Raw genomic sequence first — 24785 nt, forward strand, 5'->3', positions numbered from 1 at the left:
GCTGACCGCCGCCGCGGCGGCCACCTCGCGGCTGCGTCTCGGCACGCTCGTGACGTCGCCCAACTTCCGCCACCCGGTGACCCTCGCCAAGGAACTCATCTCGCTCGACGACATCTCCGGTGGCCGGATCACGCTCGGCATCGGCGCCGGGGGCAACGGCTTCGACGCCACGACGCTGCTCAAGGCCGACGAGGAGCCCTGGACGCCGCGCGAGCGCGCCGACCGGTTCGGCGAGTTCGTGCCGCTGCTCGACCGGCTGCTGACCGAGGACTCGGTGACGTACGAGGGGACGTTCTACTCCGCGACCGAGGCGCGTGACATCCCCGGCTGTGTGCAGCGGCCGAGGCTGCCCTTCGCCGTCGCGGCGACCGGCCCGCGCGGGCTGAGGCTGGCGGCGCGGTACGGGCAGGCCTGGGTGACCACCGGCGACCCGAAGCTCTTCGAGTCGGGCACGCCCGAGGAGTCGCGCGAGGCGATCCGCGGGCAGGTCGAGAAGCTCGGCAAGGCGTGCGCGGACATCGGCAGGGACCCGGCGGAGTTGGACAAGATCCTGTTGACCGGATTCACCCCGGACCGCAACGGTCCGCTGGAGTCCGTCGACGCCTTCGTCGACTTCGCGGGCCGGCACGCGGAGCTCGGCTTCACCGAGATCGTCCTGCACGCCCCGATCCCGGACTCCGACTTCGCCGCCGACCAGGGCGTCTTCGAGCGGATCGCGACGGAGGCGCTCGGCCGGCTCGGCTGAGGTCCGGGGCGCCCGCGGCTCAGCGGACCCGACCGCTGAGCCAGGGCGTGAGCGCGACCATCGGGATGTACTCCTTGTACGTCTCGTCGCCGGGCAGCGGCACGATCAGCCGGTAGCCGGGCGGGAAACGCCTGCCCTTGACGTACGCGAGGCCGCCGAGGACCGACCGCACGAAGGCGGGCACGGAGTCGCGCGGGACGTCGTGGCACTCGACGTTCTCGACGGTGATCAGCGCGTCGGCGCCGCCGTCGGGGTCATCGGCGGTGCCGTCGGCGGGGTAGAGCCGCACCGAGATCCGGGGCGAGCCGTCGAACTCGACGTACGCCTCGTGCGGCAGCGAGCCGTCCGGGTCCGTCGTCGCGCCGAGGCCCGCGGCGGTGCGGCGCGAGGTCTGGTCGGCGCCGATGTCGTGGGAGACCGCGATCTCCCGGTCGTACTCACGGGCGAGCGCGCGCAGGGCGGTGAGGGCTGCCTCGGTGCTGTGCAGATGCTCCATGCGACCGAGCATGCCTGGTCAGTGGGGGTGGGGAAAGCCGGCCCCGGCCGCTCGACGCGGTCAGGAGAACCGCAGATAGGCGGGCGGGACGGCGTCCGTGAGCCAGACGCCGTTGCCGCTGACGCGGAAGACGTGGCCGTCGCGGTGCATCGCGCCCGCGTCGACGGGCAGGACGACGGGCCGCCCGCGGCGGGCGCCGACGCGTGTCGCGGTCTCGCGGTCGGGCGAGAGGTGTACGGCGTGCCGGTTCATGGGGCGCAGTCCCTCGGCGCGGATCGCGGCCAGCCGGGCGGCGACGGTGCCGTGGTAGAGGTACGCCGGCGGGGTCGCCGGGGGCAGGCCGAGGTCGACGTCGACGGAGTGGCCCTGCTGGGCGCGGATCCGGCCGCCCTCGACGGCGAAGCGCCGCTTGTCGTTGGTGGCGACCACGTGGTCGAGCTCGGCGCGGGTGACGGGGAAGCGGTGCGCGGCGGCCGCGGCGAGGAGGGCGTCGATTTCCACCCAGCCGTTCTCGTCGAGGGTGAGGCCGATCCGCTCGGGCTGATGACGCAGGTGTTTCGAGAGGTACTTCGACACCTTCACGGTGCGTTGTTCATCGGGGACTTTCATGACGCCAGCGTCCCGGGGATCCGTTTTCCGCGCACTCGATTTTCGTCCACCGAGTTTTCATCCACGAAATTCGGTCCACAGGTTTGATCCACAGCCAAGTCCAGTTATCCACAGGCTGGTTGGCGATTCTGTGGACAACTCTCAAGCGATTGGCGGCATTTGGTCAACTGTTTCACTATTACGGTGAGTTGTCGTAAGTGAGTCCAATGTCCGTGTCTGTACTTCGCGTTCGGCGGCCGCCGCGATGAACGCCGCCGCGTTCCCCTCGCCAACAAGCGCCTGCACAGCCCGCATTGTGGAAGCCGGAAGCACCACGCTCTGCGGCTCCTCCGTGCGCTGCGGCGGTTCCTCCGCCTCCAGGTGCTGCCGGAGGTGACGGGTGGCGAACAGACGCATGGCGCGCGCCAGTTCGGCGTCCACCGACTGCTGCGCGAGCGGCCTGAGCCTGCGGACGAGAGATGCCGCCTCGGCCGCGTCCGCCTCCGTCGGCGGATGATTTCCGAGATAGCGCGCGAAGACGTGCTCCGTCGTGAACTCCAGGAAACGGGAAGCGATGTGCTCGACCTGTCCCCTCAACTCCCGCAAATGGCCCGAGATCGCCGACAACGGAACTCCCGCCGCGTGCAACTCCACCGCCACAGCAAGCTCTTGGGGACTCGGCACCAGGAACTCGTCCGCGCGCCCCGGCATCGGTTCGAGCACACCGAGCGCCACCGCGTCGGCCACCGCCGCGTCGTCCGAGGTGCCGCCGAACGCCGCGTCGAGCTCGGCGCGCGTGATCCGGTCGGCCTTCTCGTCCGTCCACGGACCGTCCACCTCCGCGGCCAGGCCGAGCACCCCGCCGAGCCCCCGGCCGGCGTCCCAGGCCTCCAGGAGCTCCTTGATGGAGGCCAGGGTGTACCCCCGGTCGAGCAGGTCGGCGATCTGCCGAAGCCGCGCCAGATGCGCCTCCCCGTACACATTGGACCGGCCGCGCCGCTCCGGGCGGGGGAGCAGCCCGCGGTCCTGATAGGCGCGGATCGTGCGGACCGTCGCGCCGCTGTGGTGCGCCAGGTCCTCGATGCGGTACTCCACGCTGCCCGTCCTCCGTGATGCCTCGTGCTGGGCGGTGGCCGCCCGGATCCCCGTGGTGGGTGCCGGGCGGTGGCGGCCCGGATGCCCGTGTGTACTGAGCGGCGGCCGCCGGGATGTCCCTGTCAGGCGATGGCCGCCCGGCCCACCGCGCCCGCCGCCGCCCGCGCCGCGGGCGACTGCGCCAGATACGCGACCGCCTTGCGCAGCGAGCCCTCCTGCGAGGGATGGTACGACCGCCGCAGATAGCGCGGCAGGGCCGAGCCGATCTCGCGCCAGGTGGGCAGCAGCCCCTTTCCGACCGCCTTGTTGTGCTCGGTCAGTGAGTACCGCAAGCGGCCCGCCAGTTGGGGGTCGTGGCGGATCAGATACGCCGATCCCCAGATCCACAGGTACAGCATCACGGGGGCCGTGACCGTCATGCCGGCGACCCTGCGCGCGTACCGGGGCAGGCCCTCGCCGCCGCAGTGCTGGTACATGTCGAAGGCCACCGCGCGGTGCTCGACCTCCTCCGCGCCGTGCCAGCGCAGCAGGTCGAGCATGACCTCGTCGGCCCGCGCGCGGTCGAGGCCCTCGGCGTGCAGCACCCAGTTCCCCAGCACCGCCGTGAACTGCTCGATCGCGGCGACGATCGACAGACGGAAACGCAGCCACTCCTGCGTCGGAACCGGAGCGCCCAACGGCGGCCGCTCGCCCAGGAGCCTCTCGAAGAGGAGGTCGACGTACCGGGTGAAGCCGGCGGTGTCGAGCCGCTGCGCCGCCAGGTGGTCCAGCACGTGCGCGTGCTGCACGCTGTGCGTGGCCTCCTGCCCCATGAACCCCTTGACGTCCTCCCGCAGCACCGGGTCGGTGATCAGCGGCAGGCCCTCCTTGAAGACCTTCACGAACCACCGCTCCCCCGCCGGGAGCAGCAGATGCAGGACGTTGATGACGTGGGTGGCGGTCGGCTCGTCCGGTATCCAGTGCAGCGGGGTCGCGTCCCAGTCGAACGAGACCCGGCGCGGCACGATCGCGTAGTGCTCCTCGGGAGGCGGGTCGGCCTCCTTCTCCGTACTCACAACGGCGGCTCCAATCGGGCTATCGCGCGCAGGGCCTTGGGAGTGAAGCGGGACATGAGGTGGGCGCCGCGGGCCTCGGGGGTCACCGGGACGACCGCCTGGTTCTTGACGACGGCGCGCAGGACGGCGTCGGCGACCTTCTCCGGCGGGTAGTTGCGCAGGCCGTACAGCCGGGACGACCGCTTCTGGCGGCGCTTCTCCTCGTCGGCGTCGACGCCCACGAAACGGGACGTCGCCGTGATGTTCGTGTTCACGATGCCGGGGCAGATCGCGGAGACCCCGATGCCCTGGTCCGAGAGCTCCGCGCGCAGGCACTCGCTGAGCATGAGGACTGCGGCCTTCGAGGTGCTGTAGGCGGGCAGCGCCTTGGAGGGCTGGAACGCCGCCGCCGAGGCGGTGTTGACGATGTGGCCGCCCTGGCCGCGCTCGGCCATCTGCCGGCCGAAGATCCGGCAGCCGTGGATGACGCCCCACAGATTGACGTCCAGGACCTTCTTCCAGTCCTCGGTGCTGGTCTGGAGGAAGGCGCCGGAGAGGCCGATGCCCGCGTTGTTCACCAGGACGTCCACCACGCCGTACTCCGTGGCGACCTTCTCGGCGAGCTTCTCCATGGCCTGCTCGTCGGTCACGTCGACCGTCTCGCCCCAGGCCTCGGGAGCGCCGATCAGACGGGACATCTCCGCCGTGCGGGCCGCGCTCTCCGCGTCCCGGTCGACGGCCACCACACGGGCGCCCGCCTCGGCGAACGCGAAGGCGGTGGCACGCCCGATGCCGCTGCCCGCGCCGGTGATCAGGACGAGCTGCCCGCCGAACCGGTCCGCGTGCTTCCCCGTGGCCACGGTGTCCTTGGCGGGCAGGCCGTCCTCGTTGGCCGTGACGAACTCGCCGATCCACGCGGCCAGCTGGTCGGGGCGGGTGCGGGGCACCCAGTGCTTGGCCGGCAGCGTGCGGCGCACCAACTGCGGCGCCCACAGCTCCAGTTCGTCGTAGAGCCGCTCGGAGAGGAAGATGTCTCCGGAGGGCGTGATGAGCTGCACGGGCGCGTGGGCGTACGCGTCGGCGCGGGGCCTGCGCAGACGCGCGCGGACGTTGTCCCGGTAGAGCCAGGCGCCGTGCGCGGCGTCCTGGGGCAGCGACGGCGTCGGGTAGTCGCCCGAGGGGACCTTCTCGACGCGCTCCAGGATCTTCGGCCACCGCTTGCCGAGCGGGCCGCGCCAGGCGAGCTCGGGGAGCACGGGGGTGTGCAGCATGTACACGTACCAGGACTTGGCGCCCTGGCCGAGCAGCTGGCCGACCTTGCGGGGCGTCGGCCGGGACATGCGCTTCTTGATCCAGTGCCCGAAGTGGTCGAGGGAGGGGCCGGACATGGAGGTGAAGGACGCGATGCGGCCCTCCGTCCGCTTCACCGTGACGAACTCCCAGGACTGCACCGAGCCCCAGTCGTGCCCGACCAGGTGCACCGGCCTGTCCGGGCTCACCGCGTCGGCGACGGCCAGGAAGTCGTCGGTCAGCTTCTCCAGGGTGAAGCCGCCGCGCAGCGGCCGCGGCGCGGCGGACCTGCCGTGCCCGCGCACGTCGTACAGCACGACGTGGAAGCGGTCGGCGAGGCGCTCGGCGACCTCGGTCCACACCTCCTTGGAGTCCGGGTAGCCGTGCACCAGCAGGACCGTGGGCCGGTCCGGGTCGCCCAGCTCGGCGACGCACAGCTCCACCCCGCCCGTGCGCACCCAGCGCTCGCGCGCGTCCTTCATTCCCTCGGCGACTGCACCGGTCGTCATGCGGCGGCCCTCTCCTCAGCCCAGCGCCGCACATGCGGCAGATCGTCGTCCAGCCAGAACGCGCTCTGTTCGGGGTCCTTGGAGTCGGTGACGACCAGGATCTCCTCGAACTTCGCTCCCGTACCCCGGAATCCGAGGTGCGGCTCGACCGCCCAGAGCCCCGGCTGGGGCGGGTGGTCGGAGAACTTGTAGGGGGACCACAGAGGGGACCAGCCGTCCCGGTGGCCGTGGATCGCGTCGCTCGCCAGGCCCTTCAGCGACTGCGTGCCGAACCCGAAGAGGTGCGGCGTCAGGCGGCGCTCCTTGACCCGGTCGACCTTGTGCGCGATGACGCCGAACGGATAGGCGCGGTGGCGGTTGGCGTACCCCTGGCGGACCATGAGCCGGTCCACGTCCTCGTATATCTCGCGCAGCGGACGGCGCTCGCGGACCTCGCGCAGGATCAGCTCGCGGTGCGCCTCCAGGTCGGCGAGGAGCTTGTCGTGCACGGGGTTGAGGCCGAGGCAGCCGGAGTAGCCGATGTCGGCCGTGAAGCCCTTGTAGACCGGGGCCATGTCGAGGATGAACGGCATCCCCGGCTCCAGCCTCCGGTTGGTCGGGAAGAACTGCAGGGGTATCCGGAAGTTCACGAACGCCGTGCGGTCGCCGAACCAGGCGAAGGGCAGGTGGAACCAGTCCCGCACACCCCGCTCGCGCAGCCAGTCCCGCTGCATCCGCGCGGCCTCGCGCTCCGTCACACCCGGCTTGAGCTGCGCCGCGACCGCCTCCGCGCATTCATACGCGAGGGTCTGGACTTCCCTGAACCCCCGCAGCTCCGCGGAGAGTTCGCCTGCACCTGCTGCGGTCATGCCACCGTCCGTCCCGAGTCCGGTCCTTGCCGTGTCCGGCTCATCGCCGTACGCGTCCGTAACTTGACACTGATGAATGTGACAATGCACGGCGGCTGCGTCAAGGGTTCTGCACAACACCGCGGGACAGGTCCGGAAGAACCCCCAGGGGGCGACTTCCGTATGACCCCTACGGGCCCGTAATACTCCAGAGTGAGGGCGGGGCAAGCCCGTGGTCTGACGACCGGTGTGGTCTGCGCCACTACCGTCGAAGTGTGACTGTGATCGCGACCGAAAGCCTGAGCAAGCGGTTCCCGAGGGTGACCGCGCTTGACCGGCTCTCCATGGATATCGGGCCCGGTGTGACCGGACTCGTCGGGGCCAATGGAGCCGGCAAGTCCACACTGATCAAGATCCTGCTGGGTCTGTCCCCCGCCACGGAGGGCCGCGCCGCCGTGCTCGGCCTCGACGTCGCCACCAGCGGCGGCCAGATCCGCGAGCGCGTCGGGTACATGCCCGAGCACGACTGCCTGCCGCCCGACGTCTCGGCCACCGAGTTCGTCGTCCACATGGCGCGCATGTCCGGCCTGCCGCCCACCGCGGCCCGCGAGCGCACCGCGGACACCCTGCGCCACGTCGGGCTCTACGAGGAGCGGTACCGCCCCATCGGCGGCTACTCGACCGGCATGAAGCAGCGCGTCAAGCTCGCGCAGGCCCTCGTCCACGACCCCCAGCTGGTCTTCCTGGACGAGCCGACGAACGGCCTCGACCCGGTCGGACGCGACGAGATGCTCGGCCTGATCCGCCGCGTCCACACCGACTTCGGCATCTCGGTCCTGGTCACCTCGCACCTCCTGGGCGAGCTGGAGCGCACCTGCGACCACGTCGTCGTCATCGACGGCGGCAAGCTGCTGCGGTCCAGCTCCACCACCGACTTCACCCAGACCACCACGACGCTGGCCGTCGAGGTCACCGACACCGACGAACACCCCGACGGCACCCGCGCGCTGCGGGACGCACTGCGGGGGCGCGGGATCGGCACCGAGACCGGCGGCGAACTGCCCGGCGCCGGACACACCATCCTGCTCACCGCCGACGGCGAGGAGACGTACGACCTCGTGCGCGACCTCGTCGCCGACCTCGGCCTCGGCCTGGTGCGGATGGAGCAGCGCAGGCACCACATCGCCGAGGTCTTCAAGGACCAGGACGAGGCACGCAAGGAGCCCGTCACCGCCGCGCAGAAGGGAGGCGGGACGCGATGAGCACCGAGTCCACCCGGATCCACAACATCGGGTACCGCGACTACGACGGCCCCCGCCTCGGCCGTGCCTACGCCCGCCGCTCGCTCTTCTCCCAGAGCCTGCGCGGCGCCTACGGCCTCGGGCGCTCGGCCAAGTCCAAGGTCCTGCCCATGATCCTCTTCGCGGTGATGTGCGTGCCCGCGGCGATCATGGTGGCGGTCGCCGTGGCCACGAAGGCGAACGACCTCCCGCTCGACTACACGCGCTACGCCATCGTCATGCAGGCCGTCATCAGCCTCTTCCTGGCCTCCCAGGCACCGCAGACCGTCTCACGCGACCTGCGCTTCAAGACCGTGCCGCTCTACTTCTCGCGCCCCATCGAGCGCGGTGACTACGTCCTGGCGAAGTTCGCCGCCCTGACCTCGGCCCTCTTCGTGCTGACCGCCGCGCCGCTCCTCGTCCTCTACGTGGGGGCGCTGCTCGCCAAGCTCGACTTCGCCGACCAGACCAAGGGGCTGGGACAGGGCCTGGTCTCCGTGGCGCTCCTCTCGCTCCTCTTCTCCGGGATCGCGCTCGTCATCTCGGCGATCACGCCCCGCCGCGGCTTCGGCATCGCCGCCGTCATCGCCGTCCTGACCATCACCTACGGAGCGGTGTCCACGGTCCAGGCGATCGCCTACGAACAGGGCAGCACCGGCGCCATCGCCTGGCTCGGACTCTTCTCGCCGATCACGCTCATCGACGGCGTGCAGACCGCCTTCCTCGGCGCGACCTCCGCCTTCCCCGGAGGGGAAGGCCCCTCGGCCGGCGTCGGCGTCGTCTACGTACTCGTCGTCCTCGGCCTCATCGCCGGCTGCTACGGAGCCATGATGCGCCGCTACCGGAAGGTCGGGCTGTGACCACCATCAACATCGACCACACCTCCCGCTGGTTCGGGAACGTGGTGGCCGTCAACGACATCACCATGAACATCTCCCCGGGCGTCACGGGCCTCCTCGGTCCGAACGGCGCCGGGAAGTCCACGCTCATCAACATGATGGGCGGCTTCCTCGCCCCCTCCACGGGCAGCGTCACGCTCGACGGCAGGCCGATCTGGCGCAACGAGAAGATCTACAAGGACATCGGCATCGTCCCCGAGCGCGAGGCGATGTACGACTTCCTCACGGGCCGCGAATTCGTCGTCGCCAACGCCGAGTTGCACGGCCTGGACAAGCGGGCCGCCCAGAAGGCGCTCGCCACGGTCGAGATGGAGTACGCGCAGGACCGCAAGATCTCCACGTACTCCAAGGGCATGCGCCAGCGCGTGAAGATGGCCTCCGCCCTGGTCCACGACCCCTCGGTGCTGCTGCTCGACGAGCCGTTCAACGGCATGGACCCGCGCCAGCGCATGCAGCTGATGGACCTCCTCAGGACCATGGGCGACCAGGGCCGCACGGTCCTGTTCTCCTCGCACATCCTCGAAGAGGTCGAGCAGCTGGCCTCGCACATCGAGGTGATCGTCGCCGGACGGCACGCGGCCAGCGGCGACTTCCGCAGGATCCGCCGGCTGATGACCGACCGGCCCCACCGCTATCTGATCCGTTCCAGCGACGACCGCGCCCTGGCCGCCGCGCTCATCGCCGACCCGTCCACGGCCGGCATCGAGGTCGACCTCAAGGAGGGCGCGCTGCGGATCCAGGCCGTCGACTTCGGCCGGTTCACGGCGCTGCTGCCCAGGGTCGCCCGTGACCACGGCATCCGGCTCCTGACGGTCTCGCCCTCGGACGAGTCCCTCGAGTCGGTCTTCTCCTACCTCGTCGCGGCCTGAAGGGAGCCACCGTGTACGACCCCACTGTCGCCCGGCTCACCTACCGGGCCCTGCTCGGCCGCCGCCGGGCACTGATCCTCTTCGCCCTGCCCCTCCTGCTGATCGTCATCGCCGGGGCGGTCCGCGCCTTCAGCGGCGCCGACGACCAGGTGGCCGTCGACGTCCTGGGCGGCTTCGCCCTCGCCACCATGGTGCCGATCATCGGCGTCATCGCGGGCACCGGCGCGATCGGCCCGGAGATCGACGACGGCTCCGTCGTCTACCTCCTGTCCAAGCCGGTCAAGCGGCCCACGATCATCGTCACCAAGCTGACCGTCGCCATTGCCGTGACCATGGCGTTCTCCGCGATCCCCACCTTCATCGCGGGCATGATCCTGAACGGCAACGGCCAGCAGATCGCCGTCGCCTACACCATCGCGGCGCTGGTCGCCTCCATCACCTACGCCGCGATCTTCCTGCTCCTGGGCACGATCACCCGGCACGCCGTGGTCTTCGGCCTCGTCTACGCCCTGGTCTGGGAGGCCCTCTTCGGTTCCCTGGTCGCCGGGGCGCGCACGCTCAGCGTGCAGCAGTGGTCCCTCGCCGTGGCCCAGAAGGTCGGCGACGGCGAGCTGATCACCTCGGACGTGGGCCTGCCGTTCGCGACGGTCCTGCTGGCCGCGGTGACGGTGCTCGCCACCTGGTACGCGGGCCAGAAGCTGCGGTCGCTGACGCTGGCCGGCGAGGAGTAGCCCCTGACCGCCCCGCGTCCGTCTTGACGGCGCCTTGACCCTCCCATCAGCACACTGGTGGGAGGGTGCGCCAGTGGGCGTGCTGTTTCCGAGGAGGTGCCGCGATGGCATCAAAGGAGGACTGGGACGACGTCGTCCTGGACGAGGACTTCGTACGGTCCGCGCAGGCGGAGGAGCCGTCCGCGCGGGCGCGCATGCTGACCGAGCGGTGGCGGCGGAGCGGGGCGCCGGATCCGCAGCCGTGGCGTTCCGACGAGCCGCCCGCGGGGTGGTTCTTCAGCCGGTCGCGGCGGCGGAAGCGGCGGCGCACGTAGGGCTGTCGTCCGCGCGGGCGTCCCTCTGCCGCGGATTAATTCGGTGGCGGTGAACTGCCGCGCCGGGCAGAGTGGTTGATGTCAGCGCGACGGCCGGATCCACGGCCGCGCCCACCTACCGGGAGAGGAGCCGACGTGTCCATCAGTAGTCCGTCGAGTTCCCGGCGGGGCAGCCCGTGGCAGGCTCCGGAGTAGTTACTCACTCCGTCGAGCCCGCCATGGGGGAGTGCCCGGGGCGGCCGCTTCGAGCGCGCAGAAACCCACTTCTGCGCGGGCCGCCCACCCGGAGGATTGGCCGAGTGGTAAGGCAGCGGCTTGCTAAGCCGTCGTCAGGGCTGACGCCCTGCGCGCGTTCGATCCGCGCATCCTCCGCGAGACGTTGCACGGGGCCGGAGCGGTTTTCCGGCGCCCGGCACCTTGTGCACCGTCGATCACCGGCTTCGCCGAGTCCGTCCTCAATCGCCGGTCCGGCTCAATCAGCGGACAGGCTCAATCGCCGGTCCGGCTCAATTGCCGGGGGCTCAATCACCGGACGGGCTCAACTGGCCCACGCTCAGCAGCCGTTCCAGTACCACCGCGATGCCGTCCGTCTCGTTGGACGTCGTCACCTCGTCGGCCACTGCCTTCAGTTCCTCGTGGGCGTTGGCCATGGCTACGCCGTGGGCCGCCCAGCCGAACATCGGGATGTCGTTGGGCATGTCGCCGAAGGCGATCGTGTCCGCCGCCTTCGCGCCCAGGCGGCGGGCCGCCAGGGAGAGGCCCGTGGCCTTGGAGAGGCCCAGCGGCAGCAGCTCGACGATGCCCTCGCCCGCCATGGTCACGCCCACCAGATCGCCGGCCACACGCCGCGCCACGTCGGCCAGCGCGTCGTCGCTGAGGCCGGGGTGCTGGACGTACACCTTGTTCAGCGGGGCGGCCCACAGGTCGGCGATGTCCGTGAAGGGGATGACCGGGAGCGGGCCCTCCTGGACCGCGTACCCGGGTCCGACCAGGACCTCGCCGTCGATGCCGTCACGGCTCGCGGCCAGCGCCAGCGGGCCGATCTCCGCCTCGATCTTGGCGAGCGCCAGACCCGCCAGCTGCCGGTCGAGCGTCACGGAGGTCAGCAGGCGGTGCTCCCCCGCGTGGTAGACCTGCGCGCCCTGCCCGCACACCGCTATGCCCTCGTAGCCGAGGTCGTCGAGGATGTGGCGGGTCCAGGGCACCGCACGGCCGGTGACGACGATGTGCGCCGCGCCCGCCGCGGTGGCCGCGGTGAGCGCTTCGCGCGTGCGTTCCGAAACCGTGTCGTCGGGGCGCAGCAGCGTCCCGTCGAGGTCGGTCGCGACCAGCTTGTACGGGAAGGAGGGCGTGACCGGAGCAGGGTGGCTCACTTGGCGATGGGCTCCAAAATCTCTCGTCCCCCGAGGTACGGACGCAGCACCTCGGGCACCACCACGGAGCCGTCGGCCTGCTGGTGATTCTCCAGGATGGCCACGATCGTGCGCGGAACGGCGCACAGCGTGCCGTTCAGCGTCGCGAGCGGCTGGACCTTCTTGCCCTCGCGCATGCGCACGGAGAGGCGGCGGGCCTGGAAGCCGTCGCAGTTCGAGGCCGAGGTCAGCTCGCGGTACTTGCCCTGGGTGGGGATCCACGCCTCGCAGTCGTACTTGCGCGAGGCCGAGGCGCCGAGGTCACCGGTGGCGACGTCGATCACCTGGAAGGGCAGGCCGAGGCCCGTCAGCCACTGCTTCTCCCACTCCAGGAGGCGCTTGTGCTCGTTCTCCGCGTCGGCCGGGTCGACGTACGAGAACATCTCGACCTTGTCGAACTGGTGGACGCGGAAGATGCCGCGGGTGTCCTTGCCGTACGTGCCCGCCTCGCGGCGGAAGCAGGGCGAGAAGCCGGCGTACCGCAGGGGCAGCTTGTCGGCGTCGATGATCTCGTCCATGTGGTACCCGGCGAGGGCCACCTCGGAGGTGCCGACCAGGTAGTAGTCGTCCTTCTCCAGGTGGTACACGTTGTCCGCGGCCTGGCCGAGGAAGCCCGTGCCCTCCATGGCGCGCGGGCGGACCAGCGCGGGGGTGAGCATCGGCGTGAAGCCGGCCTCGGTGGCCTGCGCGATCGCCGCGTTCACCAGGGCGAGCTCCAGGAGGGCGCCCACACCGGTGAGGTAGTAGAAGCGCGAGCCGGAGACCTTCGCGCCGCGCTCGACGTCGATGGCGCCGAGCGCCTCGCCGAGCTCCAGGTGGTCCTTCGGCTCGAAGCCCTCGGCCGCGAAGTCGCGCGGGGTGCCGACGCGATCGAGGACGACGAAGTCCTCCTCGCCGCCGACCGGGACGTCCTCGTGGACGATGTTCCCCAGCTGGAGCAGGAGACGCTTGGTCTCCTCGTCCGCCTCGTCCTGCGCGGCGTCGGCGGCCTTGACCGCGGCGGAGAGCTCGCCCGCCTTCTTCAGGAGCTCCTGCTTCTCCTCGGGCGCGGCCTTGGGGATCAGCTTGCCGAGCGCCTTCTGCTCGGAACGGAGCTCGTCGAAGCGGAGGCCGGACGACCTGCGCCGCTCGTCGGCGGAGAGCAGGGCGTCGACGAGCGCGACGTCCTCTCCACGGGCGCGCTGGGAGGCGCGAACACGGTCGGGGTCCTCACGGAGCAGGCGAAGGTCAATCACCCCTCAAGGCTACCGTCGCGCGGTTCCGGCCCACGACTCGATATTCCATTGTGTACGTTATGCCCGGTTTGCCGGAATGGGAATTCATGGATTCGATCACGCCGGATCAAGGCCGAATCAAGATCAGGACGGCCGGAAAACTCCGGCCGGACCCGCTCCGGCGTCGGGTCAATAAAGCGGACACCATTCCCCGAAATGGGGCAGAGTGCGTCCGGCCTCTTGACTCGAACTCCTTGTGGGGGACGGGACTTGGGGTCGTTGTCCACTGCGGTTGTCCACAGGAATGGAAGCCTCCGGAGAGTTATCCACAGGGTGTGCGAAAGATCTGTGGACTTCGGAAGGAGGTGTTCCGAAAGCCGCATGCGTGACGAAGCTTTCCCTTCTCAAACCATCCCCACCCCCACTTTCGAGTGGAAATGGTTCGCTCCAAAGAGTTGATCAAGGGAAAAGGGTGGACGAGGGGTGGCGTGCGAGGCTGTGCACGGACTTGGGCTCTGTAGGCCGATTTGTCGACCATGTAGCGCTTCGTTGTCGACTTGTCCCCAGGTCGAGATCCACCTCTGTGGATAACTTCTGTGGACAACGTAAATCTGCAGGTAGGACAGGAGCGCCGGAGCGGTGGGCGCGAGCCGTGCTGGCTAGAAACGGCCGTCCTGGCAGCGCGTCAGCCAGTCCGACGCCGCCACGAACTCGGCGTCCGTCGTGCCGGGCCGGAGCGGACCGACGTCCTCCGGGGTCATCCCGGCCCGCGGATACGAGCCGAGGAAGCGCACCTGCGGGCAGATCCGCTTGAGCCCCATCAGGGCCTCGCCGACGCGGCGGTCCGTGATGTGGCCCTCGGCGTCCACGGAGAAGCAGTAGTTGCCGATGCCCTTGCCCGTCGGGCGCGACTCGATCCGCATGAGGTTGACGCCGCGCGCGGCGAATTCCTGCAGCAGTTCGAGCAGGGCGCCGGGGTGGTCGTCGCCCAGCCAGATGACGACGGATGTCTTGTCCGCGCCCGTCGGCGCGGCGGGCCGGGCAGGGCGGCCGACCAGCACGAAGCGGGTCTCGGCGTTCGCCGCGTCGTGGATGTCGCGGACCAGCGGCTCCAGGCCATACGTCGCCGCGGCGAACTCGCCCGCGAAGGCCGCGTCGAAGCGGCCCTCCTGGACCAGACGGGCGCCGTCCGCGTTCGAGGCCGCCGACTCCCACACGGCGTCGGGCAGGTGCTCGGCCATCCAGTTGCGGACCTGCGGCTGGGCCACCGGGTGGCCCGTCACCGTCTTGACGTCCTTGAGCTTCGTGCCGGGGCGCACGAGCAGCGCGAAGGTGATCGGCAGGACGACCTCGCGGTAGATCATCAGAGGGTCGCCCTTGGCGAGCTCGTCGACCGTGGTGGTGACGCCGCCCTCGACCGAGTTCTCGATCGGCACCAGCGCGGCCGCCGCCTCCCCGCTGCGGACCGCGTCCAGCGCGGCCGGCACGGACACCATGGGCACGAGCTCCCGGGTGGCCGCCTCGGGCAGCGTGCGGAGAGCGGCCTCGGTGAAGGTGCCTACGGGGCCCAGGTACGTATAGCGCGTCGCCGACATACCGTCACCCTAATGGGCCTGACGTGGCGCGGCTCACGTGTCTCACCAAGCGATCCCCGCCCCACATGTCCTCCGGCGGACCCGGCCCTCCCCTCCCGGAGAGAGCCCGGAGCGGGCCCCGGAGAGAGCCCCGGAGAGAGCCCCGGGGCCTACGCCTCCAGCAGCCGCTGCCCCACGTACTCGCCCTTCGCCGCCCCGCCCGGCACCGCGAAGAGGCCGCTCGCCTCGTGACGGATGAACTCCGAGAGGGCGTCGCCCCGGTCGAGCTTGCGCTGCACGGGGACGAAGCCGCGCAGCGGGTCGGCCTGCCAGCAGATGAAGAGCAGCCCCGCGTCGGGCTCGCCCCGCCCGTCGAAGCCGTCGTGGTACGAGAACGGCCGGCGCAGCATCGCGGCGCCGCCGTTCTGGTCGGGCCGGGTGATGCGGGCGTGCGCGTTGAGGGCGATGACGACCTTGCCGTCCGGGCCCGTCGCGTCGAGCTTCGGCTCGGTCGTCTCCGTGCCGCCGGTCAGCGGCGAGCCGTCCGACTTGTGCCGGCCGATCACCGCCTCCTGCGCCTTCAGACCGAGCTTCTCCCAGTCGTCGAGGAGCATCCGGATACGGCGTACGACGGCGTAGGAACCGCCCGCCATCCAGGCGGGATCGCCGTCGGCGGGCACGAAGATCCGCTTCTGGAAGTCCTTCTCCGACGGCTTCGGATTGTTCGTGCCGTCGACCTGGCCCATCAGATTGCGGGTCGTCATCGGCCGCTCGGTGGCGCCCGGCGACCGGTTGAAGCCGTTCATCTGCCAGCGGACCTTCGCCGTGCCCGCCGCCTCCTTCTGGACCGCGCGCAGCGCGTGGAAGGCGACGAGCGCGTCGTTCGCGCCGATCTGCACCCACAGATCGCCGTTGCTGCGCGCCTTGTCGAGATGGTCCGAGGAGAAGTCGGGCAGCGGTTCGAGGGCGGCGGGGCGCTGCTTCTCCAGGCCCGTACGGGAGAAGAAGGAGGCGCCGAAGCCGAAGGTGACCGAGAGGGAGGACGGACCCGCGTCCCGCGCGACCGCGGTGTCGTCGCCGTCCACCGGTTCCCCCGCCATCAGCCGCTCGGCCGCCGCCGACCAGCGGCGCAGCAGGGCCGCCGCCTCCTTGCGGCCCGCGCCCCCGGCCAGGTCGAAGGCGATCAGATGGCCGTGGGCCTGGCCGGGCGTGGTGATGCCGGACTGATGTTTCCCGTGAAACATCACCGCGTCCGCGCCGATGGTCGTCAGGACCGTCGCGTCGCCGGAGGAGCCGCCCGACGAGGAGGGAGCCGCGGCGTACCCGACAGCGCCGCCCGCCGCGCCGAGCGCGAGGCCGGTCGCGCCGGCGGTGCCGAGCAGCCGCCGCCTGGAAATGCCGTTGTCCGCCATGGTGGTTCCGTTCAGCCGATCTGCGCGTTCTTGTTCACGGTGACCTGGTCGATGTCCGAGGTGCGCACGGTCACCGCGATCTTCCAGTTGCCCGCCATCGGGATCTGGACGCCGCTCGCGCTCCAGTGTCCGGTGGAGATGTGGTCGGGGGCGACGGGCAGCGGGCCGACGTCCTTCGACTTGAGGGTGAACGACACCTTCACCTCGGGGACGTCGAAGGCGCTGCCGTTGGGCCGCTTCACATAGAGGTGCAGGTCGTTGCTGCCGGTGCGGCCCGGGTCGAGGTCCAGCTGCACGGTGCCCTTGCCGTCCTGGCCGCCCGTGTCGAAGGGCACCTGCAGGGTGAGCGGGCCCGAGCGCTGCGCGGCCGCTGCGGCGGTGGCCTTGGCGGCCTCCTCCTCGGTGCGGCCCGGTTCGGTGGTCGTCAGGACCGTCGTGACGGCGAGCAGGACGACGGCGACGCCGGCCTCGATGAGCACGGAGCGGCGCAGGCCCGAGCGGTGCGGGTCGGCGTCGCGGATGCGCTTCTCGCGGGCGGTGTCCATGGCGGCCCGCTGGCGGGCGAGCTGCGCGGAGCGCTTGGGGTCCCCGTCCCCGGCGCCGACCGGGACCGTGACGGGCGTCTTCTGCGTCTTCTTGGTGGCCTGAACGGCCGACTGCTTCGAGGACTGCTTCGAGGGCTGCTTGGCGGACTGCTTCGTGGCGGCGGGCTGCTTCGTGGTGGCGCCCTGCTTCGTGGCGGCGGACGCCGACTGCTTGACGGAGCCGCCCGACGCCCGCTTCTCCGCCCGCTGTTCGACGACCTGCGCGGCCGCCGCCTCCGGTGCGAGCCCGCCCGCCTCGGCGGTGATCCGGCCGGTCCAGCGGCGCGAGATCGACGCGACGCCCACCATGACGACGACCAGGCCGATCTTGACGAGGAGCAGCTGCCCGTACGACGTGTCGGTGAGCGCGGACCACGAACCGACCTGCCGCCACGACTGGTAGATCCCGGTCGCGACGAGCACGACGACGCTGGTGAACGCGGTGCGCGAGAACCGCCGCACGGCCGACGCGTCCACCGACGGCGTGCGGAACAGCGCGACGAGCAGCGCCGCGAGCCCGCCGAGCCAGGCGGCGACGGCCAGCAGGTGCAGCACGTCGACGGGCATCGCGATGCCCGCCTGGAGGCCGGCCGACGCGTGCTCGGCCATCGCCCAGGTCGCCGCGATGCCGGTGGCGACGACGGTGCCGCCGATGGCGAGCCCGAAGGTGAGGTCCTTCTTCTCCTTGGGGTCCTCGCGCTTCTCGTACGCCCCGAAGAGCACCGCGATGAACAGCGCGGCGGCGGCGAGCAGCAGCAGCCGGGAGACCAGCGCCGCGCCCGTCTTGGTGTTGAGCACATCGCCGAGCGCGCCCATGTCGAAGACGTCGGCGAGCTTTCCGGAGCCGGTGTAGGGGGCGCGCAGGAGCAGCAGGGCGAGCGTCGCGGCGGTCAGCGTGACCCAGCCGTAGGTGACGAGCCGCTGCACGGGCCGGGCGCCCGCGCCGCGCGGCCAGCAGCCGAGCACGAACGCGGCGCCGCCGACGACGATGACGAACCCGGCGTAGGACAGATAGCGCGCGATGTCGTAGAGCACGCCGACCAGGCCGCCGCCGGCCTCCTGGTCGGGCAGCGCGACCTTGGTGTCCGAGGGCGCGCCGATGGAGAACGTGAAGGCGCCGGCGACGGGGTGGCTGTCGGCGGAGACGACCTGGTAGGCGACGGTGAAGGTGCCGTCGGGCAGCCCCGGGCGCAGCTTCACGCCGTACGTGTTGGCGCCCAGGTCGGTGGTCTTGCCGGTGTCGGCGCGCTTGCCGGACGGATCGAGCACCCGCACGGAGCCGTCCGCCATGGCGACCTTCTCGGAGAAGGTGAGCTTCACCTGGGCGGGGGCCTTGTCGACCACCGCTCCCTGCTTGGGGTCGCTGCCGGTCAGCGCGGCGTGCGCGGACGTCGGCGCGGCACCGGCGAGGAAGGCGGCGGTCGCGGCGAGGAGCACCAGGAGCAGCCGCCAGACGCGGGGGGCGACGCCGGTCCGGGGAGCGACTCTGGAGCGGGAAGCGGTGGTCTGCATCAACGGTCCGTCCCTCAGTGCGAGTTGTGTGACGTGTCGTGCTGCGCGGGCTTGTACGTCGCTTCCTTGACCGGCACCTCGACCGTGATCGGGTCCGACTTCTGGAAGCGGAGCGTCAGGGAGACCTTCTCGCCCTGCTTCGGCTTGCGCTTGAGCTTCTCGAGCATCAGGTGGTTGCCGCCGCTGGCGAAGTCGAGGTGGCCGTTCGCGGGCACGTCGAAGGACTTCTCCTCCTTCATCACGCCGCCCTTGGTGCTGTGCAGCGTGACGGAGCCCGCTATGTCGCTGGTGGCGGAGGTCAGCTTGTCGGCGCCGCCCTTGTTCGTGAGCGTGAAGAAGCCGGCCGCCATGTCGTCCATGGTGGGCTGGGGGATGTAGGCCCCGCTGACCTTCAGCTCGGGCTTGGCGTCCTTGTCGCCGGAGCCCGCGTCGTCGCCGCAGCCCGCGAGGGTGAGTGCGGCGGTCAGGGCCAGGGCGCCGCCGGTGAGAGCCCGGCGGCGGGTGGTGGTGCGGTGGTTCACGGAGTCTGTCCCTTGAGGAGCTTGGGGAGGTCCTTGGTGTAGTCGTCGGCGGTGGCGCTCTCGCCGTACAGGACGTATCCCGCGTCGTTCTTCGGTGAAAAGGCGATGACCTGCGTGCCGTGCATCGAGACGATCTTGCCGTTCTTGTCCTTCTTGGACGGCTCGATGCTGATGCCGAGCTGGCGGGCGCCGGCCTGGATCGTGGAGAAGTCGCCGGTGAGGCCGGTGAAGTCCGCGTCCACGCCCTTGAGCCACTTGCCGAGCTCGGCCGAGGTGTCGCGCTTGGGGTCGGTCGTCACGAAGACGACCTTGAGCTTGTCCTGGTCCGCCTTGGGCAGGGCCTTCTTGGCGACCGCGATGTTGTTCATCGTCAGCGGGCAGACGTCCGGGCAGTGCGTGTAGCCGAAGTAGATCAGCGTCGGCTTGCCCTTGGTCTCCTCGCGCAGGTCGTACTTCTTGCCGTGCGTGTCGGTCAGGACGAGGTTCGGCTTCTCGAACGGCTTGTCCAGGACCGTGGCGGCCTTGCCCGAGTCGGTCTCGGTGGAGACGTCGGCGACGGGCTTCTTGTTGTCGTCACCGCTGCCGCAGGCGGTCAGGGTGAGGGCGGCCGTGGCCAGCAGAGCGGCGGCGGCGAGCTTCTTGGTGGTCTTCGTGCGCATACGAAAATGTCCCAGATGTGAGGTGCCGGGGTGCGCCGGGGGCGTGCGTACGCCGTGTCGGCGCACCCCGAATACGGCCTGCGCCGACGGTTCAGCCGGCGGTGCGACGACGGCCCGCGAGCACGCCGAACGCGACGCCCGCGGCGCCGACGACGATGCCGACGATCCCGAGGACGCGAGCTGTGGTGTCACTGCTGTCCGAGTCGGCGGACGCGCTCTCGGACGAGGAGCCCTTGGCGTCCGACTTCGCGGCGTCGGCCGAGCCGCCGCCGTGGTGGTCGTCGGACGCGGCGGTCAGCTCCAGGGCGGGCGCGGGGTGCTCCGGCTCCTCCTGGCCCTTCCGCTGCGGCTCGATCCAGCGGACGACTTCCTTGTTGTCGTACGTCTGGACGGCCTTGAAGACCAGCTGGTCGGCGTCCTCGGGCAGCTGGCCCATGGAGACCGGGAACTTCTGGAAGGTGCCGGGCTCGATGCCCTTGCCGTCGGCGGTCCAGGTGACCTTGGAGACCGCCTCGTCGATCTTCTTGCCGTGCATGTCCAGCGGCTTGTCGAGCTTGGTCTTGGTGACCTTCGCCTTCCAGCCGGGGACGGGCTCCGTCATCACGGAGGCGAGGGGGTGGTCGGTCGGGAAGGAGACCTCGAGCTTGGTGGTCGAGGCGTCGTCCATCTCGTTCGGCACCTTGAAGTTCACGACCGCGTAGCCGCCCTTGGCGGCCTCGCCCTCCGGCGAGACGCTGACGTGCGCGAAGGCGGGCGCGGACAGGACGAGGACGGCGGACGCGGCGACGGTGCCGACGGCGGCGATGCGGGTCTTGGCGTTCATGGGGACACTCCACTCTCAGCGGTGGTGATCAGTACGAAGGGGAGGCGCGCGGGCCGAGCGGGCACGCGCGCGTGCGTGCCGACGCCACCCCTCCGTGCTGTGTGCGGAGTGCGGTGCGTCAGGCAGCCAGTTCGACGTCGTGGGCGGCGGCGGGCGGGCCGCGCCTGATCACCGAGTCCTCGAGCGCGACGGTGCGCGGCTTCGGCGGGACGAGCAGGAAGGTGCGCGGGCCGCGCGGTCCGGCCGTCTCGGGCGCGCCGGGCAGGCCCGCCCGCAGGGCGCGTACGAGCGTCAGGGCCGAGCGCAGGGAACGTACGAGCGCGCCTTCGGCGACGCCGTGCGCCCCCTGGGCGAGCCGGACGAGCCGCAGCAGCGCGAGGTCGCCGCGGCGCAGCAGCCAGCCGGCCGCGAGGGCCGCGAGGACGTGCGCGAGCAGCATGGGCAGCGACGGCACCAGCGACATGACGCCCGTGCCGCCCATGGATCCCATCGACCCCATGGATCCCATGGAGGTCATCGAGTCCACCGCGGAGTCCGCGGCAGCGGCGGCGGACTGGCCGTGGTGGTGCGCGGCGGCCCGGCCCGCGCCGTCCGGGGAGAGCCCCGCCGTACTGAGGATGCGCCGGGCCTGCGCCGGGCTGATCGTGGCGGTGCCCGCCCCGCAGACCAGGCGCGCGGCCCGCTCGACGAGGGAGGGCTCACCGCTCGGCACGGCCGTCGCGCCGTGCTGGCCGAGGCCGAACAGGGCGTGCAGACCGAGCTGGCCCGCGGCGAGGAGTCCGGCGATGCCGGGCAGCGAACGCACCCGCCCGGCGAGCGGCACGGCGACCGCGAGGATGAGCAGGAAGCCCGCGCCGAGCGTCCACAGGGGGACGGCGACGCAGGAGGCGAGCACATGGCCCCCGGCGGACAGCACGACACAGACCGCGGCGAACATCGCGGCCCTGAACAGCCGGAGGTCGACTCCGACGCGCGTCGAGTGCTGGTGGGGGGCAGTCATGGCCGGGCCATCATCGCACTGGACTTACCCGGCGCATACGGCAGGTCCGGAAGGTCCCGTTCCAGCCGATGGATGCCGCTGTGGGCCGCCGCGGGCGGTCCGTGCGCGCCCGCGTTCTACACCGAGTGGCGGGTGCCGCGCTTCCGCCGTATGGGCGGCATCACGTCAACTGCGCGATTGTCGGCCGCCGCTCGCGGCAATACGTATCGGTATGTCGAGCCGCAGCCAGGAGGCTGAGCATGAGCATCTGGTGGTCTCTCCATTTGCGGCGCGAGGCTGCGAGTGTGCCGCTCGCCCGCCGCTTGCTGATCGGCACGATGGAGACCGCGGGCGTTGACCCGGAAGTCTCCTACGACCTGTCGGTCGCCCTCAGCGAAGCCTGCGCCAACGCCGTCGAGCACGGCGGGCGCGCCCCCGGCGGAGCGCCGGGCGGATATCGGGTGACGGCCTATCTGGACGGCGAGAAGTGCCGCATCGAGGTGGCCGACTCGGGCCCCGGCTTCCCCGGGGCGTCGCGCGGGTGTACGACGCCCCGGCCGGCCGCCGCCGAGACGGACGAGCACGGCCGGGGCCTCTGGCTGATCAGGGAACTCGCCGACCACGTCCACCTCGGCAACAAGCCGGGGCCGGGCGGCGCGGTGATCAGCTTCGACAAGATCCTCAAGTGGCGCGAGGACGCTCCGCTGATGACGGCGTGAGGCCGGGCGGACCTGCTGCCGGCTGCTCCCTGCCTTCTGCCCCTCGGGGGCCTTCTGCCTTCTGCCCGCTCAGTCTTCCCTGGTCAGAGCGATGACCGGGATCGTGCGCGGGGCCTTGGCGCGGAACTCCGCGAAGTTCGGGTCCCGTTCGACCTGGCGGCGCCACAGCTCGTCGTGCTCGGCCGGGTCGACGGGCGCGGCGTGGGCCGCGTACCGCTCCGTGCCGACCTCGACGACGACCGAGGGGTCCCGGGCGAGGTTGTGGAACCAGCCGGGCGCCTTCGGCGAGCCGCCGTTCGAGGCGAACACGATCAGGCGGTCCCCGTCCGGACGGGCATCCGGCAGATAGACCGCCGGAGTCGTCCGCGGCAGCCCGCTCCTGGCGCCCCGCGTGGTCAGCAGAAGCAGGGAGACGCCCTCGAAGTTCCCGCCGACCCGCCCGCCGTTCGCGCGGAACTCCTCGATGACGCGGCGGTTGAAGGGGTTGGCGTTGTTGATCCCGTCGTCGGTGATCGGGGGGTCGCCGGTCACGCCGTCGCCGGTCACGTCGTCCGTCGTCATGCCGCGGCCTCCGTCCCCGCCGCCGCGCCGATCGCCGAGAGGCGGGCGAACTGCTCGTCCGAGAGGACCACGTCGCGCGCCCCCACGTTCTCCTCCAGATGCGCGATCGACGACGTGCCCGGGATGGGCAGCAGCGTCGGCGAGCGGCGCAGGAGCCAGGCCAGGGCCGTCTGGGCCGGGGTCGCGCCGACCTCGGCGGCCACCTCGGCGACCGCCCCGCCCGGAGCGGCGTGCGCGCCCATCGCCACGGGGAAGAACGGCAGGAAGGCGATGCCCTGTTCGGCGGCGAAGTCGACGACGGCCTCGTGCTGCCGGTCGGCGAGGTTGTAGAGGTTCTGCACGCTCGCGATCGGCACGATCTCCCGCGCCTCGCGCAGCTGCTCCACCGACACCTCCGACAGGCCGATGTGCCGCACCTTGCCCTCGTCGCGCAGCTGCTTGAGCGCGCCGATCTGGTCGGCGAGGGGGAAGTGCGGGTCGATGCGGTGCAGTTGGAGCAGGTCGATCCGGTCCACGCGCAGGCGGCGCAGGCTCAGCTCGGCCTGCTGGCGCAGATACGCGGGGTGCCCCAGCGGCACCCACTCCAGCGGCGAGGGCCGGGCGACACCCACCTTCGTGGCGACGACGACCTGGTCGGCGTACGGATGAAGGGCCTCGGCGATCAGCTCCTCGCCGCCGCCCAGCGCGTACGAGTCGGCGGTGTCGATCAGGTCGACGCCGAGCTCGACGGCGCGGCGCAGCAGCGCGGTGGCCGCGGCGCGGTCGGCGGGCGGTCTCCAGATGTGCCCCGGGCCCGGATCGATGCCGGGTTCGGGTGGCGCCGTCAGCCGCATGGCGCCGTAGCCGATCCTGCCGACCGGCAGGTCGCCGCCGATCGCGAAGGCCTCCCCGGCCCGCGTCCGCGTGCGGTCCCGCGTGGTGCTGTCGCTCATGATCGGCCCCTCCCCTTGCTGACTGGTACCCGCCGTCAACGATCAAGGGGGCGGCCTTATTTCCCCTAAGGGCGCGGTCCTACTTCCTCTGCGGAGGCAGTTCCCCTGCGGAAGCATTTCCCCCCGCGGAGGCACTCCCCCCGCGGAGGCATTTCCCCTACGGAGGTTCCCCCGCGGCAGCAAGGAGATCACCGCCCCCTGAGAGCGGATCCGTGGAGCCCGCCGGCTCAGGCGCCTTCCTCCCCCGGCGGCAGCGCCCGCATCAGCGCCTCGACCGCCGCCCCGTACGCGTGCTCCGCCGGTGTCGAGTACCCGACGACCAGACCGTCCGCCGCCGGCATCGTCGCCCGCGGATGGCGGAACGCGGCGAGGCCGTCCAGCGCGATCCCCTGCCAGGCCGCGGCCTTGACCGCGGACGCCTCCGTGCCGGGCGGCAGCCGCAGCACCGCGTGCAGCCCGGCCGCGATGCCGGTGGCCGTGATGTGCGGGGCGCGTGCGGCCAGGGCGGCGACGAGCTGGTCGCGGCGGTGGCGGTAGCGCTGCCGCATCCGGCGGATGTGCCGGTCGTAGTGCCCCGAGGCGATGAACTCCGCGAGCGTGAGCTGGTCCAGGACGCTCGCCCACGCCTCGCGCTCCCCCTTGGCGGCGAGCACGCCGTCCACGAGCTGTTCGGGCAGCACCAGCCACCCGAGCCGTACCGCGGGGGACAGGCTCTTGCTGACCGAGCCGAGGTAGACGACCCGTTCGGGGTCCAGGCCCTGCACCGCGCCGACGGGCTCGCGGTCGTAGCGGAACTCGCCGTCGTAGTCGTCCTCCAGGACCAGGCCGTCGCGCGCGCGGGCCCAGTCGACGACGGCCGTGCGCCGGGACGGGTGCAGCGGGCCACCGGTGGGGAACTGGTGTGCGGGCGTGAGCAGCACCCCGCGTACCCGCTGACCTTCGGTCAACTCCGCGACGCGCGCGCCCTGTTCGTCCAGGCCTAGCGGTACGGTCCGCACCCCCGCGCTCTCCAGGATCCGGTGGTGGAAGCCGAGTCCGTACGACTCCACGGCGAACGGGCCGCGCAGCACCGCGCCGCCCGCCCCGTCCGAGCCCCCGAACAGCAGCCGCAGCCCGTGCGCGAAGCCGGAGCACACCACGATCCGCTCGGGGTCCACGCGCACCCCGCGGGCCCGCGTCAGATAGTCGGTGAGCGCCCGGCGCAGC

General features: G+C 71.3%; 25 protein-coding genes and 1 tRNA gene. 8 read left to right on the forward strand and 18 right to left on the reverse strand.

All coding sequences use genetic code 11. The annotated features are described in order from the left end of the window. A partial coding sequence (locus AOK22_RS12875; RefSeq protein ID WP_055698753.1) for an LLM class flavin-dependent oxidoreductase occupies positions 1-745 on the forward strand: 745 nt, incomplete at its 5' end. A gap of 19 nt (positions 746-764) precedes the next feature. On the opposite strand, the gene AOK22_RS12880 is transcribed toward AOK22_RS12875, so the two are convergent. The 6 genes from AOK22_RS12880 to AOK22_RS12905 form a co-directional block, all read right to left on the reverse strand. Next, positions 765-1241: a hypothetical protein gene (locus AOK22_RS12880; RefSeq protein ID WP_237773130.1), complete on the reverse strand. Its 477-nt coding sequence runs from the start codon at positions 1239-1241 to the stop codon at positions 765-767. A 60-nt stretch (positions 1242-1301) separates the two neighbouring features. Next, positions 1302-1850, reverse strand: coding sequence for an RNA 2'-phosphotransferase (locus AOK22_RS12885; protein WP_055698755.1), 549 nt, complete (start codon positions 1848-1850; stop codon positions 1302-1304). A 141-nt stretch (positions 1851-1991) separates the two neighbouring features. Next, positions 1992-2924: a MerR family transcriptional regulator gene (locus AOK22_RS12890; protein WP_079036532.1), complete on the reverse strand. Its 933-nt coding sequence runs from the start codon at positions 2922-2924 to the stop codon at positions 1992-1994. Positions 2925-3046: 122 nt separating this feature from the next. Next, complete coding sequence (locus tag AOK22_RS12895; protein ID WP_055698756.1) at positions 3047-3979, reverse strand: metal-dependent hydrolase; 933 nt, start codon at positions 3977-3979, stop codon at positions 3047-3049. Beyond that, positions 3976-5757, reverse strand: a complete 1782-nt coding sequence (locus AOK22_RS12900; RefSeq protein ID WP_055698757.1) for an SDR family oxidoreductase — start codon at positions 5755-5757, stop codon at positions 3976-3978. The genes AOK22_RS12895 and AOK22_RS12900 overlap by 4 nt, the downstream gene beginning before the upstream one ends. Beyond that, a complete protein-coding gene (locus AOK22_RS12905) occupies positions 5754-6605 on the reverse strand; it encodes a M24 family metallopeptidase (protein ID WP_055698758.1) in 852 nt (283 codons plus the stop codon). The genes AOK22_RS12900 and AOK22_RS12905 overlap by 4 nt, the downstream gene beginning before the upstream one ends. 260 nt (positions 6606-6865) lie before the next feature. Between AOK22_RS12905 and AOK22_RS12910 the strand changes: the two genes are divergently transcribed. The 6 genes from AOK22_RS12910 (at position 6866) to AOK22_RS12935 (ending at position 11049) form a co-directional block, all read left to right on the forward strand. Beyond that, entirely contained in the window at positions 6866-7846 is a 981-nt protein-coding gene (locus tag AOK22_RS12910) for an ABC transporter ATP-binding protein (protein WP_055698759.1), read from the forward strand. Further along, entirely contained in the window at positions 7843-8724 is an 882-nt protein-coding gene (locus AOK22_RS12915) for an ABC transporter permease (protein ID WP_055698760.1), read from the forward strand. The genes AOK22_RS12910 and AOK22_RS12915 overlap by 4 nt, the downstream gene beginning before the upstream one ends. Then, the gene (locus tag AOK22_RS12920) at positions 8721-9632 is read left to right on the forward strand and encodes an ABC transporter ATP-binding protein (protein WP_055698761.1); all 912 of its coding nucleotides are present in this window, start codon (positions 8721-8723) and stop codon (positions 9630-9632) included. Before AOK22_RS12915 ends, AOK22_RS12920 begins: the two co-directional genes overlap by 4 nt. 11 nt (positions 9633-9643) lie before the next feature. Further along, entirely contained in the window at positions 9644-10363 is a 720-nt protein-coding gene (locus tag AOK22_RS12925) for an ABC transporter permease (RefSeq protein ID WP_055698762.1), read from the forward strand. A 104-nt stretch (positions 10364-10467) separates the two neighbouring features. Further along, on the forward strand, positions 10468-10677 hold the full coding sequence (locus tag AOK22_RS12930) for an SGM_3592 family protein (RefSeq protein WP_055698763.1): 210 nt from the start codon (positions 10468-10470) through the stop codon (positions 10675-10677). 285 nt (positions 10678-10962) lie between these two features. Continuing rightward, positions 10963-11049, forward strand: a tRNA-Ser gene (locus tag AOK22_RS12935). Positions 11050-11198: 149 nt separating this feature from the next. Here the strand turns inward: AOK22_RS12935 and AOK22_RS12940 are convergent. The 9 genes from AOK22_RS12940 to AOK22_RS12980 form a co-directional block, all read right to left on the reverse strand. After that, the gene (locus tag AOK22_RS12940; protein WP_055698764.1) at positions 11199-12050 is read right to left on the reverse strand and encodes an HAD family hydrolase; all 852 of its coding nucleotides are present in this window, start codon (positions 12048-12050) and stop codon (positions 11199-11201) included. Continuing rightward, a complete protein-coding gene (serS, locus tag AOK22_RS12945; protein WP_055698765.1) occupies positions 12047-13324 on the reverse strand; it encodes a serine--tRNA ligase in 1278 nt (425 codons plus the stop codon). Before serS ends, AOK22_RS12940 begins: the two co-directional genes overlap by 4 nt. A 638-nt stretch (positions 13325-13962) precedes the next feature. Beyond that, positions 13963-14898 (reverse strand): prephenate dehydratase, encoded by a 936-nt coding sequence (gene pheA / locus AOK22_RS12950; protein WP_055698766.1) that lies wholly within the window; start codon positions 14896-14898, stop codon positions 13963-13965. A gap of 149 nt (positions 14899-15047) precedes the next feature. Further along, a complete protein-coding gene (efeB, locus tag AOK22_RS12955) occupies positions 15048-16289 on the reverse strand; it encodes an iron uptake transporter deferrochelatase/peroxidase subunit (RefSeq protein WP_055698767.1) in 1242 nt (413 codons plus the stop codon). A gap of 11 nt (positions 16290-16300) precedes the next feature. Further along, the gene (locus AOK22_RS12960; protein ID WP_055698768.1) at positions 16301-18385 is read right to left on the reverse strand and encodes a copper resistance protein CopC; all 2085 of its coding nucleotides are present in this window, start codon (positions 18383-18385) and stop codon (positions 16301-16303) included. Positions 18386-18399: 14 nt separating this feature from the next. Further along, entirely contained in the window at positions 18400-18906 is a 507-nt protein-coding gene (locus AOK22_RS12965) for a copper chaperone PCu(A)C (RefSeq protein WP_055698769.1), read from the reverse strand. Then, positions 18903-19565 carry an SCO family protein gene (locus AOK22_RS12970; protein WP_055698770.1) on the reverse strand — a complete coding sequence of 221 codons (663 nt, stop codon included), beginning with the start codon at positions 19563-19565 and terminating at the stop codon, positions 18903-18905. Before AOK22_RS12970 ends, AOK22_RS12965 begins: the two co-directional genes overlap by 4 nt. A 91-nt stretch (positions 19566-19656) precedes the next feature. Continuing rightward, positions 19657-20388, reverse strand: coding sequence for a YcnI family copper-binding membrane protein (locus AOK22_RS12975; RefSeq protein ID WP_055698771.1), 732 nt, complete (start codon positions 20386-20388; stop codon positions 19657-19659). A 118-nt stretch (positions 20389-20506) separates the two neighbouring features. After that, positions 20507-21388, reverse strand: coding sequence for a hypothetical protein (locus AOK22_RS12980; RefSeq protein ID WP_055698772.1), 882 nt, complete (start codon positions 21386-21388; stop codon positions 20507-20509). 239 nt (positions 21389-21627) lie between these two features. On the opposite strand from AOK22_RS12980, the gene AOK22_RS12985 reads away from it, so the two are divergent. Further along, positions 21628-22086 (forward strand): ATP-binding protein, encoded by a 459-nt coding sequence (locus tag AOK22_RS12985; protein WP_055698773.1) that lies wholly within the window; start codon positions 21628-21630, stop codon positions 22084-22086. A 69-nt stretch (positions 22087-22155) separates the two neighbouring features. On the opposite strand, the gene AOK22_RS12990 is transcribed toward AOK22_RS12985, so the two are convergent. From AOK22_RS12990 to AOK22_RS13000, 3 genes are all read right to left on the reverse strand, one after another. Further along, positions 22156-22647, reverse strand: coding sequence for a nitroreductase family deazaflavin-dependent oxidoreductase (locus AOK22_RS12990; RefSeq protein WP_079036533.1), 492 nt, complete (start codon positions 22645-22647; stop codon positions 22156-22158). Next, positions 22644-23579 (reverse strand): aldo/keto reductase, encoded by a 936-nt coding sequence (locus AOK22_RS12995; RefSeq protein ID WP_055698774.1) that lies wholly within the window; start codon positions 23577-23579, stop codon positions 22644-22646. Before AOK22_RS12995 ends, AOK22_RS12990 begins: the two co-directional genes overlap by 4 nt. A 227-nt stretch (positions 23580-23806) precedes the next feature. Further along, positions 23807-24785, reverse strand: a 979-nt coding sequence (locus AOK22_RS13000; protein ID WP_055698775.1) for an aminotransferase-like domain-containing protein, incomplete at its 5' end; no start/stop codon positions are given.

The organism is Streptomyces silaceus (assembly GCF_001419745.1).
Lineage (GTDB): Bacteria > Actinomycetota > Actinomycetes > Streptomycetales > Streptomycetaceae > Streptomyces > Streptomyces silaceus.

Bases quoted from the DNA above. Each gene is read 5' to 3' on its own strand.
- AOK22_RS12880 (WP_237773130.1), bottom strand. From the start codon at position 1,241: ATGGAGCATCTGCACAGCACCGAGGCAGCCCTCACCGCCCTGCGCGCG.
- AOK22_RS12885 (WP_055698755.1), bottom strand. From the start codon at position 1,850: ATGAAAGTCCCCGATGAACAACGCACCGTGAAGGTGTCGAAGTACCTC.
- AOK22_RS12900 (WP_055698757.1), bottom strand. From the start codon at position 5,757: ATGACGACCGGTGCAGTCGCCGAGGGAATGAAGGACGCGCGCGAGCGC.
- AOK22_RS12905 (WP_055698758.1), bottom strand. From the start codon at position 6,605: ATGACCGCAGCAGGTGCAGGCGAACTCTCCGCGGAGCTGCGGGGGTTC.
- AOK22_RS12915 (WP_055698760.1), top strand. From the start codon at position 7,843: ATGAGCACCGAGTCCACCCGGATCCACAACATCGGGTACCGCGACTAC.
- AOK22_RS12930 (WP_055698763.1), top strand. From the start codon at position 10,468: ATGGCATCAAAGGAGGACTGGGACGACGTCGTCCTGGACGAGGACTTC.
- pheA (WP_055698766.1), bottom strand. From the start codon at position 14,898: ATGTCGGCGACGCGCTATACGTACCTGGGCCCCGTAGGCACCTTCACC.
- efeB (WP_055698767.1), bottom strand. From the start codon at position 16,289: ATGGCGGACAACGGCATTTCCAGGCGGCGGCTGCTCGGCACCGCCGGC.
- AOK22_RS12960 (WP_055698768.1), bottom strand. From the start codon at position 18,385: ATGCAGACCACCGCTTCCCGCTCCAGAGTCGCTCCCCGGACCGGCGTC.
- AOK22_RS12970 (WP_055698770.1), bottom strand. From the start codon at position 19,565: ATGCGCACGAAGACCACCAAGAAGCTCGCCGCCGCCGCTCTGCTGGCC.
- AOK22_RS12975 (WP_055698771.1), bottom strand. From the start codon at position 20,388: ATGAACGCCAAGACCCGCATCGCCGCCGTCGGCACCGTCGCCGCGTCC.
- AOK22_RS12980 (WP_055698772.1), bottom strand. From the start codon at position 21,388: ATGACTGCCCCCCACCAGCACTCGACGCGCGTCGGAGTCGACCTCCGG.
- AOK22_RS12985 (WP_055698773.1), top strand. From the start codon at position 21,628: ATGAGCATCTGGTGGTCTCTCCATTTGCGGCGCGAGGCTGCGAGTGTG.
- AOK22_RS12990 (WP_079036533.1), bottom strand. From the start codon at position 22,647: ATGACGACGGACGACGTGACCGGCGACGGCGTGACCGGCGACCCCCCG.
- AOK22_RS12995 (WP_055698774.1), bottom strand. From the start codon at position 23,579: ATGAGCGACAGCACCACGCGGGACCGCACGCGGACGCGGGCCGGGGAG.